At 43.7% G+C, this 21,090-nt stretch carries 10 protein-coding genes and 1 tRNA gene; 8 read left to right on the top strand and 3 right to left on the bottom strand.

Translation table 11 applies throughout. The annotated features are described in order from the left end of the window. Positions 1-28: 28 nt before the first annotated feature. From BMX56_RS23420 to BMX56_RS23410, 3 genes are all read left to right on the top strand, one after another. Positions 29-3,169: a SusC/RagA family TonB-linked outer membrane protein gene (locus BMX56_RS23420; protein ID WP_090652125.1), complete on the top strand. Its 3,141-nt coding sequence runs from the start codon at positions 29-31 to the stop codon at positions 3,167-3,169. 18 nt (positions 3,170-3,187) lie between these two features. Further along, positions 3,188-4,894, top strand: a complete 1,707-nt coding sequence (locus BMX56_RS23415) for a RagB/SusD family nutrient uptake outer membrane protein (RefSeq protein WP_090652124.1) — start codon at positions 3,188-3,190, stop codon at positions 4,892-4,894. A gap of 101 nt (positions 4,895-4,995) precedes the next feature. Then, positions 4,996-6,525, top strand: coding sequence for a glycoside hydrolase family 32 protein (locus tag BMX56_RS23410; protein WP_218152476.1), 1,530 nt, complete (start codon positions 4,996-4,998; stop codon positions 6,523-6,525). Positions 6,526-6,613: 88 nt separating this feature from the next. Here BMX56_RS23410 and gcvP read toward each other — a convergent pair whose 3' ends face one another. After that, entirely contained in the window at positions 6,614-9,523 is a 2,910-nt protein-coding gene (gene gcvP, locus BMX56_RS23405; protein ID WP_090652123.1) for an aminomethyl-transferring glycine dehydrogenase, read from the bottom strand. Positions 9,524-9,649: 126 nt separating this feature from the next. On the opposite strand from gcvP, the gene BMX56_RS23400 reads away from it, so the two are divergent. Continuing rightward, on the top strand, positions 9,650-13,141 hold the full coding sequence (locus BMX56_RS23400) for a T9SS type B sorting domain-containing protein (RefSeq protein ID WP_090652122.1): 3,492 nt from the start codon (positions 9,650-9,652) through the stop codon (positions 13,139-13,141). Between the two features lie 49 nt (positions 13,142-13,190). Continuing rightward, positions 13,191-16,619, top strand: a complete 3,429-nt coding sequence (locus tag BMX56_RS23395) for a gliding motility-associated C-terminal domain-containing protein (protein ID WP_090652121.1) — start codon at positions 13,191-13,193, stop codon at positions 16,617-16,619. A gap of 91 nt (positions 16,620-16,710) precedes the next feature. Here the strand turns inward: BMX56_RS23395 and BMX56_RS23390 are convergent, their stop codons facing one another. Together BMX56_RS23390 and BMX56_RS23385 are read right to left on the bottom strand one after the other, a co-directional pair. Continuing rightward, entirely contained in the window at positions 16,711-17,427 is a 717-nt protein-coding gene (locus BMX56_RS23390) for a pyridoxine 5'-phosphate synthase (RefSeq protein WP_090652120.1), read from the bottom strand. 150 nt (positions 17,428-17,577) lie between these two features. Beyond that, positions 17,578-17,650 (bottom strand) — tRNA-Met (locus BMX56_RS23385). Between the two features lie 144 nt (positions 17,651-17,794). Between BMX56_RS23385 and era the strand changes: the two genes are divergently transcribed. The 3 genes from era to BMX56_RS23370 all read left to right on the top strand — a co-directional run bounded on the left by era (position 17,795) and on the right by BMX56_RS23370 (position 20,961). Then, positions 17,795-18,673, top strand: a complete 879-nt coding sequence (era, locus tag BMX56_RS23380; protein ID WP_090652119.1) for a GTPase Era — start codon at positions 17,795-17,797, stop codon at positions 18,671-18,673. Between the two features lie 146 nt (positions 18,674-18,819). Next, positions 18,820-20,121 (top strand): ribosome biogenesis GTPase Der, encoded by a 1,302-nt coding sequence (gene der / locus BMX56_RS23375; RefSeq protein WP_090652118.1) that lies wholly within the window; start codon positions 18,820-18,822, stop codon positions 20,119-20,121. A gap of 177 nt (positions 20,122-20,298) precedes the next feature. Beyond that, the gene (locus tag BMX56_RS23370) at positions 20,299-20,961 is read left to right on the top strand and encodes a hypothetical protein (protein ID WP_090652117.1); all 663 of its coding nucleotides are present in this window, start codon (positions 20,299-20,301) and stop codon (positions 20,959-20,961) included. Positions 20,962-21,090: the final 129 nt, after the last annotated feature.

The raw sequence follows: 21,090 nt of genomic DNA, 5'->3' as shown, positions 1-21,090 counted from the left end.
CATACCTAATAAACTTAATTAAAAACCAATGAGAAAATTATTACTTATTTGTTCCCTGCTTATGCTGCTCATAAGTAAGGGATACGCGCAATCCCGCGTCATTACCGGGACTGTGCTGGATAACGCATCAAAACCAATGGATGGCGTTACCATTGTGGTTGTTGAAACCCAAAAATCAACGCTATCAGATGCCAGCGGAAAATTCAGCATCACGGCAGCAACCGGGCAATCTATCAGGTTTTCATATGTGGGCACCAAACCGATACTTGTAACAGTTGCCGCCGATACCAAAGTACTTGATGTGGTATTTAAAGATGCCGCAACCACCTTGAATGAGGTAGTAGTAACCGGTTACACATCCGAAAGGAAGAAAGACCTGACGGGCGCCGTGGCCGTTGTTGATTTAGCACCGGTAAAAAACAACAGCTCGGGTAATACCATGCAGGCTTTACAGGGCAGGGTTGCCGGTTTGTACATCGAAAAAGATGGATCGGCCAACGGTTCAACCAGCAGGATCCTGATCAGAGGGGCAAATACTTTGGGCAATAACAACCCTTTATATGTTATTGATGGTATACCCACCACCAGGCCCGAAGTTTTTCAAAATTTATCACCTTCAAACATCGCATCGGTACAGGTACTTAAGGATGCTTCGTCTGAGTCGATTTACGGGTCAAGAGCATCCAATGGCGTTATCATTGTTACCACAAAAAACGGCGGCAATACCCAGGGCAAAGTCCTGTTCCAGTTTAATAACAGTACATCTGTCCAGTCAGAAAAATCGTTGCGGTTTAAAATGCTGAATTCGACAGACAGAGGTAAGGCGCTATGGCAGGCATCTGTAAACGATGGCCAGGACCCGGCTGCCGGTTATGGCGATATATACACTTTTAACTGGAACGGTAATTATAACAACCCGGTTTTAAACAGTGTTACCCCCAAACAATTTGTAGGTGGCGACCCTAATACCCCTGCCGGCAATACCGATTGGCAAAGTGTATTGTATAAAACAGCCATGGTTTATAACAATGATTTCACAGCATCGGTAGGCAACAAAAACGCATCACTTGAAATTAACTTTGGCAACATCAAAAACACCGGCCTTGTTAGGTTTACAAAATACAACCGTACTACAGGTAGCATTAACGGTGTGGTACGCGCCTTTGACAACAAAGCTACTTTTGGCGTAAACTTAAAAATAACCAACTCAAACGAGACGCTTACTACCACAGATTTGGGCGGTGCGGCAACCACCTTTTTGGCGGTAACACTGGCACCTACTATACCAGTATACCAAAAAGATGGTGTTACTTATGCAGGCGAATCTGGCGCGGGATACTCTGACAGGAATAACCCGCTGCACATGCAGGATTTAGCCAAGTGGAACAATGCTAACCGGGTAAATACATTTGGTAATGTTTTTTTAGAAATACAACCCATTAAAAACCTGTATTTCAAATCGAATTTTGGTGCCGATAATTCAAATTACCTGAATAAGGTGATAACACCAACTTTCCAGGAAGGTGCCCTGGCGCGTACAACCAATAGCTTGTTTTTTGACCAGAACCATTACCTGAGCACTACTTTTTCAAACACGTTAAGGTATAACTACGATTTAACCACCAACAACCATTTTAAATTATTGGTTGGTACCGAGTATATTAAAACCTTTACCGATTTTCAGACCACCCTTAAACAAGGCTACGCCATACAAACCGAAGATTATTTTACCTTAGATGCCGGTACAGGCAATACTATAGTTACCGGCCGCTCTACCGGGAATAGCTTGTTTTCGCAGTTTTCGCGGTTAGATTATAATTATGCCGGTAAATACTTAGCCTCGGTAACCATACGCCGCGACGGTTCATCAAGGTTTGGTTCAAACAACCAATATGGTATTTTCCCGTCAGCTTCCTTCGGTTGGAAAATTGACCAGGAAAGCTTCATGAAAAACAACACCATCTTTTCGGAATTAAAACTAAGGGCAGGTGTGGGCCGTGTAGGTAACCAGGAAATTGGCGATCAATCGCGCTTCGCGCTTTATGATACCCGCTATGGTACCACTCAAAATCAGTTAACCCCGGGCTTTTGGGAGCAGTACATGAATGTTGGTACTGCTTACTCACTTTCTGGTGCCAATACAGGATCGTTACCCTCGGGCTTTGTGCAAACCCAGGCTGCCAATCCAGGCCTAAAATGGGAATCTACCGAAGAGCTAAATGCCGGGCTTGACTTTGCCATCCTGAACGATAAGATCTCGGGATCATTTGACTATTTTACCCGCAGAACCACAGGCATCCTGATTACACCACCAATTGCATCGGCATTGGGCGAAGGGCAATCAAAAACAGTTAATGGCGCCTCTAAAAGCAATAAAGGCTGGGAGTTTTTAGTAACCTATCATGGCCAGCAATCAGGCGATTTTAATTACAATGTAACTTTAAACTTTTCGCACTTCAGAGACAAAATCACTGATTTGCCTGAGAATGTTAGGCCGGCCTATCCGGGTAACATAGCTAATACCATTATAGGACATTCGCAGTTTGACATATTTGGGTATAAAACTGCCGGTCTTTTCCAATCGCAGGCCGAAGTGGATGCTGCCCCAACACAAATTGGCGCAGGACCGGGCAGAATAAAGTATGTTGATGTAAACCACGACGGAAAAATTGATGCAAACGATCAAACCTGGATAGGAACTACGCTACCCGCTTTGGAGTATGGTGCACGGATTGATTTAACCTACAAAAAATTCGACCTGTCTATATTTGGTTCGGGTGTTGCCGGCCGCAAAGGGTTTGATGTATATACCCTGTACAATAACCTGATGCATAGCCGCGAAAATGTTGGCCCAGGTGTATTTGGCGGATGGACACCGCAGCATACCAATACAAATGTACCTGCATTAACACTCAAAGATAATAACAACGAAGGCCGCACTTCTGATTACTTTATTGTAAACACATCTTACTTTAAACTCCGCAACATTCAAATTGGGTACACTATTGTGCCTAAAGCGGTATTTACCAGGCTAAGAGTGTTTGCGATGGCCGAAAACGTGTTTACGTTGAAAAGCAAAAGCTATTTAAGCCCAGATCCTGAAAGGATTGACCTTGGTCCGGTTCCAATTCCTAAAGTTTTCAGTTTTGGTATCAACGCATCATTTTAACGATATAAACTATTCAGTATGAAAGCAAAAATATTTTTCACAGCTGTTTTATCCGGACTGATCATCTTCAGTTCATGTAAAAAGGCGTTAGACTATACACCAAAGGGTGTGTTGTCTTCATCAGATTTAAAAACACCAACCGCTATTGAAGGTTTGGTAACCGCAGCCTATGCCGCTATTGGCAACGGCGACATGATAGGCCCCATATACAGCGATTGGGCTTACGGCAGCGTTCGCTCAGATGACGCCTATAAAGGCGGCGGCGGTACCGGTGATGTTGGCGAAGTTGACGCACTGGAGCATTACAACCTGGTAACCCCTTCAATGGATGCCTTTGTTTCACGTACCTGGAAAAATTTGTTCAAATCTATATCAAGGGCAAATGTGGCACTAAGGGCAGTTAATTCGCTCTCTGATGCCGATTATCCTAATAAGAAAACACGTTTGGCCGAGTTGAGATTTTTACGTGCCCACAGCTATTTTACCATGAAACTGCTGTATAAAAACATTCCAATTTTTGATGAAAACGCGACAGCGGATGATATTCTGAAAGTTTCGAACACGTTATCAAATGAGGATTCATGGAATAAAATTGCAGCCGATTTTCAATACGCTATTGATAATTTACCTGTTACCCAGCCAGAGCTGGCAAGGGCCAACAAGTTAAACGCCCAGGCTTATTTAGCAAAACTGAGATTGTACCAGGCTTACGAGCAGGACGATAAGCATCATGTAACCAATATCAATAAAACAAGGTTGCAGCAGGTGGTTGATCTTACACAGGCTGTTATCGCATCTGGCAAATATGCATTAAGCAGCGATATAGCCGATGATTTTTTACCGGAAACTGAAAACGGACCTGAATCTGTATTCGCTATTCAGTTTACCATTAATGACGGAACTACTGCCGGGCGTATGAATTTTGAGGATGGTTTAAATTATCCGCATGGCGCACCACAATACGGATGTTGCGGCTTTCATGCTGCAAGCCAGAACCTGGTGAATGCGCATACTACTGATTTTAATGGCTTGCCTAACTTTGATACGTTTAACAACAGCATTGCCGATTTAACAAAAGTAACGGTTGACCCCAGGTTAGACCATACCGTTGGTATCGACGGCCACCCGTACAAATATGACAACACGAAGCCATTCAGCAACAGTTGGGTGCGTGACCCTGGTGTTTACGGAAATTTCCACACCATGCGCAACCAGCAATTGGCTACCAGCTCATCATACTTTAAGCTTGGTCCGTTTATGGGTTCGGCAAAAAATTATGATATCATCAGGTACGATGATGTACTGCTCATGCAGGCCGAAGCCTATATTGAACTGGGGCAGCAGGCAAATGCATTACCGCTCATTAATCAAATAAGAAACCGTGCGGCGGCAAGCACCGGACGGCTTAAAAAAATAGATGGTACCTTTCCATCCAACTATAACGTTAAACCCTACAGCATTGCCAACTGGACGCAGGATTATGCCCGCAAAGCACTGCAATGGGAAAGGCGACTGGAGTTTGCCACAGAAGGAGCCCGTTTCTTTGATTTAGTAAGATGGGGAATTGCCGAGAAAACACTCAATGACTATATTAACGTTGAAAAAGGCAGGAGAACATTCCTGGCAACTGCTAAATTTACAGCAGGCCGGGACGAGTACCTGCCTATACCACAATCAGAAATTACATTTACCAACGGTTTGTACAAACAAAACCCGGGGTATTAAACTTGTTAAAGCATAAATAGGGCCCCGGTTTATAATTATGCCGGGGCGCCTTTGTAAATACACGCTTAAGTTCATCTGCCTAAATTAAAAGAACTTCAATTATGAAAACAAAAACCGGCATCGCGTTACTGATGGCCTTTATAATGATTACCATGGTTAGTAAAGCGCAGGATAAATCAGGAGTAAGCTACCAGGAGCCGCACAGGCCGCAGGTGCATTTTTCGCCGGAGCAGCATTGGGTAAATGACCCCAATGGGATGGTTTATTTTAACCACACCTACCATTTGTTTTTTCAATACTATCCTGATGGTATTGTGTGGGGGCCAATGCATTGGGGGCATGCGGTAAGTAAAGACCTGGTGCACTGGAAACAAATGCCTATAGCTTTATATCCCGATAGCCTGGGCTATATATTCTCGGGCAGTGCTGTGGTTGATTCCAACAATACTTCGGGCTTTGGTAAAAATGGAAAGGTTCCGTTGGTAGCCATATTTACGCACCATGATCCAAAGGGAGAAAAGGCAGGTACCGATGTTTTTCAAAACCAAAGTATTGCCTACAGCCTGGATGAAGGGAACACCTGGACAAAATATGCCGGCAACCCGGTACTTAAAAATCCGGGGATTAAAGATTTCAGAGATCCTAAAGTGATGTGGTACCCCAAACAAAAAAAATGGGTAATGACCCTGGCTACCAAAGATCATATTACCTTTTACTCGGCACCTGATTTAAAAACCTGGAAAAAGGAGAGTGAGTTTGGTTTAAGAGAGGGAGCGCACGGCGGGGTATGGGAGTGCCCCGACCTGTTCCCTTTAAAGCTGAACGGCAAAACATACTGGATACTTGTGGTAAACCTTAACCCGGGAGGCCCCAACGGAGGCTCGGCTACGCAATATTTTGTGGGAGACTTTAACGGGCACCGGTTTACGCCGATGGATACCCAAACGCGCTGGCTGGATTATGGCCCCGATGAGTATGCAGGCATTACCTGGAGCAATACCGGCAGCCGCAAAATTTTCCTTGGCTGGATGAGTAACTGGGAATATGCCAACCAGGTACCCACCCAAAAATGGCGCAACGCCATGACCATTCCGCGCGATTTGCGTTTAAAACAAAGTAAACAAGGTATCGTGATCGCATCGGCCCCGGTTCCTGAGTTAGTTAATATCAGCGCCAATACATCTGTATCAAAAAACGTGGCAGTTAATAAAATACTTGAGTTAACCGGCAAGGTGAATAAATTAAAAAGCCAATACATTTTAAAGTTAACGCTTGCCCGGTTAAAGGGCTATACCATCAAGTTGTATAACAAAAAAGGAGAGGAAGTGTTAATTGGGTATGATGATGTTAAGGGACAGTATTTTATCGACAGGACAAAATCAGGTAAGGTGGATTTTCAAAAAGACTTTTCGGGCCGGTTTACAGCCCCAAGATTGAGTACATCAAAAAGCGCCGACCTGACCATTGTAGTTGATAAAGCATCCGTTGAGCTTTTTGCTGATGGAGGCTTAACCACCATGACTGCTGTTTATTTCCCGAATGAAGATTTCACAGGCCTGGCTATAAATGTAGGTGGAAAGCTGAAATTAAATACGCTTTCCATTACAGGTTTGAAGTCGATTTGGAAGTAGAATATTCCACAAATCTAAAGTAAATGAAAAGACCGCCACTTTTGATGACGGTCTTTTTCTTTATAGTATCCGGTTTTTAACGCCGATCTCAGGTTCCGTATTCCGGGGTGGTTACTTCGCTTTCTTCAAACTCGTAATCGGTTAACGGCGGGCATGAGCAAATGAGCGTTCTATCGCCATAAGTATCATTAACCCTGCCTACTGACGGCCAGAATTTAAAGGCAGCTACATAAGGCAGCGGGAATGCTGCTTTTTGGCGGGTGTACGGATGTTCCCATTCATTGCCGGTAATTACGGCTACCGTGTGCGGCGCATTTTTTAACGGGTTGTCTGTTTTATCTAACACGCCACTGGCAACATCGGCAATTTCATGGCGGATAGCTATCATGGCATCACAGAAACGGTCGAGCTCATGTTTAGGTTCCGATTCGGTTGGTTCAACCATCACCGTCCCCGCAACCGGGAATGATACAGTTGGCGCGTGGAAACCGTAATCCATTAAGCGTTTGGCAATATCTGTAACCTCGATACCGAACGGTTTAAACGAGCGGCAATCCAGGATCATTTCGTGTGCACAACGGCCATTCGCACCTGTGTATAATACCGGGAAATGACTTTCTAAACGGGTTTTTATGTAGTTAGCATTCAGGATAGCGTAGCGGGTTGCATTAGTTAAGCCTTCGCTGCCCATCATGGCTATGTAAGCATGAGAGATGATCAGGATAGATGCCGAACCCCATGGTGCTGCAGATACCGCGTGGATAGATTTACCCCTGTCGATATCAACCACAGCATGGCCAGGTAAATAAGGCACCAGGTGTTTAGCTACGCCGATAGGGCCCATACCGGGGCCACCGCCACCGTGAGGGATACAGAAAGTTTTATGCAGGTTTAAATGGCAAACATCGGCACCAATATTGGCCGGGCTGGTTAAGCCTACCTGTGCGTTCATGTTGGCGCCATCCATATAAACCTGGCCTCCATTTTCATGGATGATCTGGCAGATCTCGATGATCGATTCCTCAAATACTCCATGGGTAGATGGGTAGGTAACCATTAAGCACGATAGCTCGTTTTTATATTGCTCGGCTTTGGCACGCATATCGGCCACGTCAATGTTACCATTATCATCACATTTAACAACCACTATCTTCATACCTGCCATAGCTGCAGATGCAGGGTTGGTACCGTGTGCCGATGATGGAATTAAAGCGATATTACGGTGGGTATCGCCCCTGTCATGATGATAGGCGCGGATAACCATCAGGCCGGCGTATTCGCCTTGTGCTCCTGCGTTTGGCTGTAAGCTCATGGCCGCGAAGCCGGTGATCTCACTCAGCCACTTGTTAATCTCGTCAAACAGTTGCATATAGCCGCCAACCTGGTCGGTTGGTGCAAAAGGGTGAATTTTGCTGAAATGGTTCCAGGTAACCGGGATCATTTCAGTGGTGGCGTTCAGCTTCATTGTACATGAGCCTAAAGCGATCATGGAATGGCAAAGCGAAAGATCCTTTGCCTCTAATGATTTAATATAACGCAGCATTTCATGTTCGGAATGGTGCGAGTTAAACAACGCATGGGTCAAGTAAGCAGATGTACGCTGTAATTCGGTTGGGATCACAGTTTCCAAATCAGCTTTCAATCCGTCAAAATCAACATCGTTAATAGTTTTACCCAATACTTTGGCAAAGAATCTAATTATGGTTTTAATATCCTCGGGCGATGTAGTTTCATCAACAGAAATGGTAACAGCCGAACCTTCGTAGTTCAGGTTCATCTCGTTGTTTAGCGCTTCAGAGTGGATAGGGCCTGCTAAGTGGGCAACATCAAACTTCAGGGTATCAAAATAACTTTCGTTCAGTTGCTTGTAACCTAATTCGCCAAGGGCTTTAGCTAATAGGATGGTTAAGCCATGAATTCTTTCGGCAATAAGTTTAACACCTTTAGGGCCATGGTATACGGCATACATACCGGCCATAATAGCCAATAATGCCTGCGCGGTACAAATATTTGAAGTGGCTTTATCCCTGCGGATGTGTTGCTCGCGGGTTTGCAAAGCCATACGCAAAGCATAGTTGCCCGCGCTATCAATAGTTACACCGATGATGCGGCCGGGGATAGAACGTTTGTATTCTTCTTTAGTAGCAAAAAATGCGGCATGCGGACCGCCAAAGCCCATTGGTACACCAAAGCGTTGGGTGCTTCCAACAACAATATCGGCACCCCATTCACCCGGAGGGGTTAACAGTACCAGGCTCATGATGTCGGCAACAACGGTTAGTTTAATGCCTTTTTCGTGGCCGGCGGCAGCAAAATCCTTGTAATTATACACCGCGCCTTTACCGGCAGGGTATTGTACAATGGCGCCAAACATATTGTCGGTTAATTCAACCGTACGATGGTCGCCTATTTGCAGTTCGATGCCGTAAGGCTCCGAGCGGGTTTTTAAAATATCAATAGTTTGCGGGAACAGTTCTTCGGATACAAAGAACACGTTGGCAGCGTTGTTTTTACGCAGGCTGTACTGCATAAACATAGCCTCGGCAGCGGCTGTGCCCTCATCCAATAGGGAAGCATTGGCAATTTCCATCCCGGTAAGGTCAATAACCATGGTTTGGAAATTTAACAAAGCCTGTAAACGGCCCTGCGCAATCTCGGCCTGGTACGGCGTGTATTGGGTGTACCATCCGGGATTTTCGAGGATGTTACGCTGAATAACACCAGGCACAATTACATCATAATAACCTTTGCCGATGAACGACTTAAATACCTTGTTTTTTAACGATGTTTGTTTAAGTGTAGTGAGGTAGTCAAACTCGCTTTTCGCAGGTGGCAAATCAAGCGGTTTTTTAAGCCTGATCTGGTCCGGAATGGTTTGCGCTATCAGTTCATCCAGTGAGCTAACACCGATGGTTTTTAACATTTTTGCCGTGTCGGCCTCATTTGGAGCAATATGCCTTGACTGGAATTGTTCCTGGTAATCTGCGTTAAGCTTCATGAAATAGTCGTCCCCTTAAATTTACCGCAAAGGTACGATTTTACAATATCAGTAACAATTGCGTAATATGATATTGACAAAGCATTTACAGAGAAATTTTATATCTTTAACAGACTTATACTTATCATGTTTGCTAAGAAATTTTTACTGTTAATAGTCTTTCTGTTTTTATTAAGCAATTTTAATTTTGCCGCCACCATCGTGGTAACCAGTAATGCCGATACAGGGCCCGGTACGCTTCGCGAAGCACTCTCGGTAGCAGCAGGCAACGGCATCATTACTCCCGATATCATCCGGTTTAATTTACCCGGTAGTTTGGTATCCGATCGTACCATTAGGTTAAAAAGCCAATTGCCGTTTATTACCTCCAACGTTACTATTGACGGTACAACCCAACCGGGTATTGCATTCGGGGTATCAAACGCCAAGGTGATTATTGAGCCCGAAACCTCTCCTGTTTATTTTAATGCTTTAAATATTAATGGCGAGGTAAATGCAGGTGGCGCACCAGCCACAAAAATTGCCATATACGGATTGTACATTCGCAACTTTGCTAAAATTAACAGTTTGGCCACTGCCGACCTTAGCCAGGGCTCGGGCTTAATGATGGAAGGGGATGTAAGCGGGATTGTTATAGGAGCGCCTGGCAAAGGAAATGTTTTTTGCGGCAACATTAACGGAATTTATAACACCTCCTATTACTATGCTGCAGGCGCTTCGGATATTCAAATTCAAAGTAATATTATAGGTTTGCTTGATGATGGCTTCACCGCCGCCAGTAACTACACCGGCATTAACCTTACTTTAGATAAAGATGGTTTGATAGGTGGTACGGATGCCGGTATGGGTAATGTGATAGCGGCCAATGTTACCGGTATTAATATAGCGCGGGCTTATTATTACGGGGTAGCCAATACCATAACCATACAAAACAACAAAATAGGCACCGATTATACCGGCAAAGCCGATTTTAAAAATATCCCGCTTTTGCAACAAAGCGCGTTTATTAAAGCTTATGGCATTAACGTTAACTCGTCAAATACAACGCTAAACGTTACTTCCAATTTAATATCGGGCCAGCGCTATTGCGGCATTTATATCGAGAACGCCACGTTTAAAATAACGGGCAACAAAATAGGAACAGATATTACCGGAACCAAAGACCTTGGCAATGGTGAGGGCATTCATGCCGGTACAAGTTCGTCTGGTACCATAGGTGGCACTGCCGCAGCCGATATCAATTATATAGGATATAATTTTTATGGCATCGAAGCTTTAAACAGCACGCATACACTAATTACGCACAACAGCATTTTTTGCAACAGCGATTATGGCATAAGCGTTTTAACCAATAATTATCAGGTTCCGTTTGTGCAGGTACTTAATTTTAGCGGCACTGCTGTATCGGGTACTGCAACGCCAAATTGCAAAATTGAATTGTTTTTGTCGGACGATTGCGGCAATATATGCCAGGGTAAAACCTACATAACCACGGTAACATCAAGCGCAAGCGGGGCATGGAGTTATTCGGGTACTTTTAGCAAGGCTGTTATTGCCACGGCTACGGATGCCAATAATAATACTTCGCCTTTTTCGTCATTGGTGATACAGGATAATGATGTGGTTGTAAAAAATTATACCTGTGCTTACCAGGGGAGTGTAACCATACAGCAACCCCGTACCGGACTATTATTCCACTGGGATAAAAAAGAAACCAATGGATCGTTAACGCCAATAGGCAACACGCAGAATATAAAAAACCTGCTGCCCGGTACTTACCAGTTAACCGTTCAATATCCGGGTGGCTGTCAAAAAACAACGCAACTGTTTGAAATAAAAGACCTGCGGATAAAAATACAAAATGTAATTGTGCCTACACCCCAGTGTCGGCAAAAGTCGTTTCCGTTTGATGTCAATTTTACGGGTGGTACAGGTAACGTAACCTTTGCCTGGAAAGACAAGGCCGGGCAGGTAAAATCAACAGATAAGGCCGCAAATTTACCCGAAGGCACTTATACCGTTACTATTTATGACGAGGCCGGTTGTGCGGTTACCTCATCGCCGGCTGTCACTATTAAAGCCAAACCGGGTCCGGATTATGATCTTTCGACTATGCAGGTTGCCCCCGCGCGATGCGGCATTGCCGATGGCGGTATCAGCAATATAACAACAACAGTAGGCATAGGCACATTAACCTATAAATGGACAAATGATGCCGGGGTAGTGGTGGCTACTACCAAAAACCTGGTAAAAGTTAAAGGGGGCTACTACACCCTCACGCTGTATGACCAAAGCGAATGCAGTCCGTATTCAACGCCTCCTATTTTTATCCAGGAAACCAATTCTGTAAATATTAGCGGAGGTTCTATTACTCCGGCCAAATGTGGCGCCAATAATGGTGCAATAACAAGTGTATATGTTCAAAATGCCGACCTGTATCAATGGTACGATCCACAAGGAAACCCAATTACCACCAATCAAAGCAATTTAGATATTTTTAACCTTGCCGATGGAACTTATCGCCTCAACGCGGTTAACACGGTAACCAAATGCAGCAATGATGGATATTTTACCGTTAACAGGCTAACGCCGGAAGTATTTACCATTAAGAGCCTGGCGAGTGTTGCCACCACCTGTGGATTAGATAATGGGGCAATTAACCTGGAGATTGAAGGAAAAATAATCCCGGTATCATACCAGTGGATGAAGCAGGATGGCACTTTGATTAGTAATTCGCCAAGTATAAGTGGTTTAGCGGCGGGTTTTTATACACTTAATGTAACCGATAAATATGGTTGCCCAAGTGTGCTGGTAAACAATTTAGAAGTAAAAGTAACGCCGCTTTTACAGTTTTCGTCGGTAAACAATCCCGTTTCCACTCCCGATCAGTGCGATCAGTTATTTGGAAGCATTACCGGTGTTGATGTAACAGGCGGCGTGCCTCCTTACAAATATACCTGGACCAATACTGATAACAATGCCGTTGTTGGTACGGATAAAGACCTGAAAAGTGTAGGAGAGGGAAATTACTCGCTGGTTGTTACGGATAATACGGCATGCGCCATCCCGCTTACCGTAGATCGTGCAGTTAGTAATAATAAGTTTACGCCCGATCCGCCCGTTGTTAATAATCAACGGATCTGCGATCCGGAAACAGTTACCATCAGCGTACAAAACCCGGTTGCGGGTACTTATAAATTGTATGCAGATGCTACATCTACTCTGCCGCTTTCAACTAACACAACGGGTAAATTCACTTTATCTATTACTGAAACCAGTGATTTTTACATCAACTATAGCATTGGCAGCTGCGAAAGCAACCGGACACAAACCCATATTGAGGTAGTGCACGTAGATGTTAAAAAACCAAACTCATTTAGCCCCAATGGCGATGGTATAAATGACTACTGGAACATAGAAGGTCTTGAGAAATTTCCAGGCTCGCTGGTACAGGTGTTTAACCGCTATGGCCAAAAGGTATTCGAATCTAAAGAGTATGCAACCGTTTTCACCGGGAAATTCAACAATCAGCTATTGCCGCCGGGCGTGTATTATTATATTATCAATTTAAATACCCCATGCAGCCTGCTCTCAGGCAGTTTAACTATTGTCAGGTAGGATGATTATTGGATGTGTGAAGGTGGTAAAATCCTAAAGACTAATAACAATGCGTTGCAAGTGTCTGTTTATTATGTTGTTTACATTGCTTTGCCGGCAGGCAACTGCGGCCGTATTTGTAGTTACCAGCAATGCCGATAGCGGGCTGGGAACTTTGCGTGAGGCATTAACTAAAGCTGCAGCCAACGGCAGCGCCGAGAAGGATTTTATTAATTTTAATCTGCCCGGTACTACTATTGTCGCCAGAACTATTACCATAAATAACGCGCTGCCTTATGTTAGCTCGAATATGGTTATAGACGACAGTACGCAGCCGGGTGCAAAGTTTGGCGTTAGCGAAGCGAAAGTTAAGATAGTAAATATTGATCAGCAATATCCCTCCATTGGTTATGATTTATGTGTGTTTAAATGTGATAATGTACATGATGTAATCATCAATGGCTTTTATCTTGCAAGTACCAATTTTTATCGCAATAGCGTCGGTTATATCCTGGTATCAAATAGCAGCAATATAGGCGTGTATCACTGCCTGATGGAAAGCGGTATTTTTACAGCAGAAAACACTCAAAAAATCACCTTGCAATCGTCAATATTGGGTTTGTTTCCGGATGGTTACCAATGTTCAACAGGCAGTGTGGACATCCTGAATTGTAATGATATCACAATTGGCGGGGATGAAACGCAGGGAAACGTAATTGAGGGATTTGTAAGGTTGTATAACGATAAAATTTCTACCGGTTGGAATTACTCTATTGGGAGCAATAAAATGGGGGTTGATTTTACAGGGACTAAAACAAGCATGCACATGTACTCCTACAAAGGCCGAATACAGGTAATTGAGGGTTTTGTTGGGCATTTACCTGTAGTTTCCACCGGCAAAATTTATAATAATATGCTTGCTAATTATTACAGCATAGGCATCAATGTGCAGGGGCGGGGAAATGTAACTATAACCGGCAATATGCTTAATACTGATAAAACCGGCACCGCAAACTTTTGGGTAGATCAAACCGAGTTGCCACCAAGACAGCCTAATGGAATAGTGCTTGACCGGGTTACCAGTGCCATTGTAGGTGGACCAAATCCTGGTGACCCCAATATTATCGGCAATATGTTTTACGGGGGTATACAGGAAGGGTCCGAAAAAGGCGTATTGATTTCACAAAACAGCATTTTTTGTATTTATATAGATGGGCAGCACGGCTATGATACACAGAGTGATTTAGACGCTGCCGGTGTGCCAAAACATCCATCTGTAAAAATGACGAAAATAACACCTGGGTTAATTGTAGGAACGGCTACACCGGGTGCAAAAATAGAGTTATTTTATGATGATATTAGTACCTGCGGATGCGACCCCCGCCATTATTTTGCTTCAACCAATGCGGATGCACAAGGCAATTGGACGTACGCCGGCAATACGCCAACACAAAGGATAGTTGCCTCATCTATTTATAATAATAATACCTCGCTTTTTACCCAGCCAGAAATTAACCTCGATCATTTAAAGATAACGCCACCAGATTGCGGAAAAAATAACGGAAGTATTGAGGGTATTGAATTTTACAATGCCGCTGGCGTTACCTGGATAAATGACAAGGGTGTTGAGATATCGCACAATTTAGATATTAAAGATTTGCCGCCTGGGAATTATAAATTAAAAATAGGATCCGGCAATTGTTCCAGACAATCAAATTGGATAACTGTTATTGACCCCAATCCCAAAATAGACGACTCCGGTATAAAAACTACAATGCCGGCATGTAATACCAATGGTTCAATTTTGGGCTTACAGGCATCCGTAAGCACCGGGGAAGATCTTGGGTTTGTCTGGATAAATAAAGCAGGGACCAAAATAGGCGATAAAATAGACATCGATAACTTACCGCCAGATGAATATACCCTGGTTATTACCGGTGTAAAAAATCATTGCCAATTAATTTACGGCCCAATTGTTCTTAAAAAGACAACCGGACCAACTATCGACGATTCAAAACCAATTATAATAAACACTAATTGCGGCCAAACCATAGGTTCTATAAAAAACATAATAATTACCGGCGGCACCGGTACCCGGCATTTTACCTGGAAAAACGAGCAGCAGCAAGAGGTAGCCACCACGCAAGATCTAACTGGACAACCAGCTGGCAAATATACTTTGCAGGTAACGGATGATAGCCAATGCGCCCCTGTTTTTAGCAAAGCCATAGAAATTTTAGAAATTAATGGCATAACCGTTACCGAATCGCCCAATCCTACAACGCCCGCAAGTTGCGGTAAGGCAAACGGCGCGGTGATCGGAGTTACAGCAACAGGTGGAACTAAATATGAATGGCGAGACATCAATGGAAACTTGGTGGGCAGCAGCCCCGATTTAAAAAACGTACCGGCTGGTGCTTACCAGTTAACGGTATCCAACGCTTTTTGCCAAAAACAATCAACGGTATACCAGGTAACCGAGCAGTCAGGTACCGTATTTCCCTCAACCTATAGCGTTAACCATATTGATGCCTGCTACGGTGCAGCTAACGGCGCGTTGCAGATAAACCAGGATCTCCTGATAAAGGCTGTTAGATGGGTTAACGCCGCCGGGGTTGACGTTGCCATACACCACGGCGCAACAGGTTTGCCCGCCGGTAGCTACAAGCTTTATCTAACCGACCAAAACGGGTGCGAAAGTTATTATAACACCTACCAGGTAAATCAGCTGCCCGAGTTAAAAGTTACTAATAACGGGCAAACAGGCAACGAGCAATGTGGATTGAAAAGCGGTTACGTAAGTAACGTAACGGTTGCCGGGGGCTTACCACCTTATACTTACACCTGGCTCAATGCCAACGGTGTATCAATAGGCACAACAAGCAGCATTTCAAATCTGGCAGAGGGTTCATATACATTAAACATTGCGGATAGTAGATGCGGAAGCATAAATGTTAACTACCAAATTCAAAACATTACGCAGGATTTGGCAGCGCCATTGGTAAGTGATATTCAGGTTTGCAGTCCGGGGGATGCCATTCTTTTTGTAAACAATGCCGGGGCCGACGTAGTTTACCGTTTGTACGACCAGGCTAATAGTGCATCGCCATTAACCGAACAAACCGGCGGGCGGTTTAAAATAGCTGTACCCGCCAACCGCAGCTTTTTTGTAAGCCAGGTAAATGGCACTTGCGAAAGCCCAAAAACAGAAGTAAAAGTGTCAGTAGGCTTATCTCCGCTCAGCATTGCCAATTCTTTCACCCCTAATGGCGATGGCCATAACGATTACTGGAAGATCAGCAATATCGAAAGCTACCCTGCCGCTGTAGTACAGGTATTTAACCGCAACGGCCAAAAGCTGTTTGAATCAAAAGGATATTCAACACCGTTTAACGGCACCTATAATGGCAAGGCGTTGCCGGTTGGCATCTACTATTATATTATCAACCTAAATAAAAACTGTAGTCTGTTATCGGGAAGCTTAACTATTTTAAGGTAAAACCTGAGGTCAGGTGCCTGAGGCCGGAGGTCTGAGAGGAAGAAACGTTGCGCATTTCAATCCTCAGGCCACAGATCACACACCACAGATCTCAAACCAACTGCCTTAAATACATCTGAATAGTATTTTCCAATCCGTAATATAATGCATCGCAAATAAGGGCATGACCAATGCTCACTTCATCTAAAGCAGGTATGTTTTCGGCAAAGTATTTTAAATTATGCAGATCGAGATCATGTCCGGCGTTAATGCCCAGTCCGGCTTCGTGTGCTACCCTCGCGGCTTCAATATAGGGCGCTATAGCCAGTTCTTTGCCCTGGTGATAATGGGTAGCATAACCCTCGGTGTAAAGCTCAATCCGGTCGGTGCCGGTTTTTGCGGCCCCTTCAACCATTTTGGCAACCGGGTCAACAAAAATAGATACGCGAATGCCGGCTTCTTTAAAAACGGCTATCATATCTGTTAAGTAATGATAGTTGGTAATGGTATCCCAGCCATGGTTAGATGTTATTTGCCCTAATACATCAGGTACCAGCGTAACCTGCTCCGGTTTGTTGGCCAATACAAGGTCAATAAACTTTTGTTCCTGGCAGTTGCCTTCAATATTAAACTCGGTGGTAATTATTTTTTTAAGGTCGAAAACGTCCTGGTAGCGAATGTGCCTTTCATCCGGGCGGGGGTGTACAGTAATACCTTGCGCTCCAAAAAGTTCGCAATCTTTTGCAACCTGTACCAAATCGGGGTTGTTTCCGCCGCGTGAATTACGCAGGGTGGCTATTTTATTGATATTGACAGATAAACGGGTCATGGGCTATGTTTACTTTTACAATGGCAAATATCACCATTTACTTAAAACACCCGAAACAATTTTATTTGCAAATTAATTATGGACCTGATTGAGAGTTTGATCCAACAAAAAAGCCTCAAATCTTTCGACTTGAGGCTTCCGACTTAAATGTAGCGGGAGCAGGACTCGAACCTACGACCTTCGGGTTATGAGCCCGACGAGCTACCAACTGCTCCATCCCGCACTGTATTGGTATATGTTGCATTCCGTCATAACCTCGGAAAGGTGCTTCCAATTGTCAAAATGCAATTTTGCACTCCGTTTTAATTGGACTGCAAAGATATAATTCGTTTCTTTGCAGTCCAAATATATTTTTAATTATTTTTATATGAGTCACCAGGCAGGTTTTGTAAGTATAATTGGTAAGCCCAATGCCGGGAAATCAACCCTTATGAACGCCCTTGTTGGCGAAAAAATGTCAATTATCACCCCAAAAGCGCAAACTACCAGGCACCGTATTTTGGGAATTGTTAACGATGATAACTACCAGATTGTGTTTTCGGACACCCCCGGGGTTATCAAACCACATTACGCATTGCACGAAAGTATGATGCACCAGGTAGACGGATCAATTGTTGATGCCGACCTGATTTTGCTGGTTACCGATATTTACGAGGAGTTTGACGAAACCGACGTGTTAAAAAAGCTGGAAGGTTCGTTGGCGCCAATTGCTGTATTGATCAACAAGATTGACCAAAGCGATGAGGAAACCGTAAAAAAGAAAGTGGAGTTTTGGCAGGAGAAATTAAACCCCAAAGCCATTTTCGCCATATCGGCTTTGTTGGGCCATAATATTAAAGCCATTATGGATTTTGTGATAGGCAATTTGCCAGAGCACCCGGCTTATTATGAAAAAGATCAGCTTACGGATAGGAACGACCGCTTTTTTGCGTCGGAGATGATCCGGGCGCAATTACTTAAACAGTACAAAAAAGAGATTCCTTACAGCGCCGAAGTAATAGTAACCGCATTTGTTGAAGGCGAAAAACTGCACCGCATCAGCGCCGAAATTATTGTAGAGCGCGATTCGCAAAAGAATATCATTATTGGCCAGGGGGGCAGTATGCTTAAAATAGTAGGCACTTACGCCCGTCGCGATATGGAAGAGTTTTTTCAGAAGAAAATTTTCCTGGAGATGTTTGTAAAAGTGATCCCCGACTGGCGCAGCAAAAAAAATTACCTTAAAAAATTCGGATACGAATCATAGACCGAAAGAATCAAGAGTCAAGAATCAGGATTTTGTCTTGACCCTTTAATAAAATTTCATTTATATATAGAACAGGAATTTTAAGATAGATAGATTTGCATAAATCTTGACTCTTGGTTCTTGATTCTTGACTCTAATTTAAAAGCATGAGTAACATAGTAGCCATTGTTGGCCGCCCTAACGTAGGCAAATCAACTTTATATAATCGCTTAACCGAAACCCGCAAAGCCATTGTTGACGATTTTAGCGGTGTAACCCGCGACAGGCACTACGGTGTTTCTGAATGGACCGACCACCAGTTTACCGTAATTGATACAGGCGGCTATGTAGCCAACTCTGCTGATATTTTTGAGACTGCCATTCGTGAGCAGGTAGAAATAGCAATTGAAGAAGCATCGGTTATTTTGTTTATGGTTGATGTTACAACAGGCATTACCGATCTTGACGATGAAATTGCCACCATGCTGCGCAAAAGCAAAAAGCCGGTTTTTGTGGTAGTAAACAAACTGGATAACAACGCGCTATTATCTGATGCTACCGAGTTTTATAGCCTGGGCCTGGGCGAGATTTACAGCATCTCATCCATGACAGGTTCTGGTACAGGCGAGTTGCTTGACGAAGTTGTAAAGCATTTTGACGACGAGGTGCTTGAAGAAAATACCCGCCCTAAATACGCCATCGTTGGCCGTCCAAACGTGGGTAAATCATCTATCATCAACTCGCTTATAGGTAAAGACCGCAACATAGTTACCCCTATTGCCGGTACCACCCGCGATTCTATCCACATCCATTACAACCAGTACGGGCACGATTTTATGCTGATTGATACTGCCGGGATGCGTAAAAAAACCAAGGTTAAAGAAAACATCGAGTTTTACTCGGTAATGCGTACTATAAAGGCTTTGGAAGAAGCCGACGTAATTATTTTGATGATTGATGCAGTTGAAGGCATCGAATCACAAGATATCAATATCTTCCACCTGGCCGAAAAGAATAAAAAAGGCATTATGGTTGTGGTGAATAAGTGGGATTTAATCGAAAAAAATAACAAAACCGTTAAGGTTTTTGAAGAGATGATCCGCGAGAAGATTGCTCCATTTACTGATGTACCTATCGTGTTTACATCCGTTACCGAAAAGCAACGTGTGTTAAAGGTAATTGACGTGGCCAACCAGGTTTACCAAAACCGCGCCCGTAAAATAGCTACCTCCAAACTGAACGAGGTAATGCTGCCGATTATCGAAAACTATCCGCCGCCATCCATCAAAGGCAAATACGTAAAAATTAAATACATCACCCAAATTGCTGGTTCATCGCCCATGTTCGCCTTCTTCTGTAATTTGCCGCAGTATGTTAAAGAGCCTTACTATCGCTTTATTGAAAACAAACTAAGGGAAAACTTTGATTTCAGCGGAGCGCCGATTCAGGTGTGGTTCAGGCAGAAATAAAACTCAGATATGCAGATATACAGATGATTTTTTGATTGAATAGGTGGCGATCCTTTCCGCTCATCTGCACATCTGAAATTTGCACATCTGCACATTCCTTTTCCGCACATCAAAAAATCTAAAATAATGTATCATTTGAGGTTTTGCATGCGTAATATAGCTAAACCTTAAGCTGTTATGTTTGCTAAAAAATTATCCTGCATTGTCTTGGTGGCCTTGGCCCTTGGCTCATCCTGTAAAAAATCGCCCTTAGTTGCCGTTCAGGACGATAATGGCTGTATCAGCCGCATAAAGCGCGATTACTCCGATCCTAACAAAACCGAGCTTGCAGCAGCGCTAAAGCTTTTGCAGGATAACCACATTGCTACAGCAAACCAGGTTGTAGGTGGCGCAACATTAAACGATACCATTACTACAAATGGCCCGGTGCATGTTATGCAGCATGTATTTAACCAGCTTTATGCCAATAACCAGCCTATATTGTTTGCCCAGGTAATTTACCACTTTAACAACGGGATTTATCAATCAACAAGCGGGTACCTGTATAATTCGGTTACGCTTGATACGGTGCCACATACCAGGCTTTCGCAATTGCGTTATGTATTTATGCAGGAGGCAAAAAATGATGGGTATGCTGTTACAAACAAAATCACCTCATCGTGCCTGGTTGCCGAGTTTGGTTATCTTGATATTAGTCCTGATTCGCACGGGCAGTTGGTTAAAGCATGGCGGGTTACTCCGCCAAATCAGTCATACCCCCTGGCTATGATACGCGACGATAACGGCCACCTGATTTATTATACCAATGGGATAATGACATTAAATAAGGCATCGCATTGATGAGCAGATTTCAGATGTGCAGATGATCTTATAGATGTGCAGATGATTGGTTTGTAAAACATGGAAAGCCATAATGAAAAAGGGGATAACGATTTGCCAATCAAACCATCATCCCCTTTCTTTTTTTCA

This window comes from Mucilaginibacter sp. OK283 (genome assembly GCF_900110415.1).
GTDB lineage: Bacteria > Bacteroidota > Bacteroidia > Sphingobacteriales > Sphingobacteriaceae > Mucilaginibacter.
The sequence above is the reverse complement of the archived record's forward strand: the minus strand, read 5'-3'. Positions and strand labels throughout refer to the sequence as shown.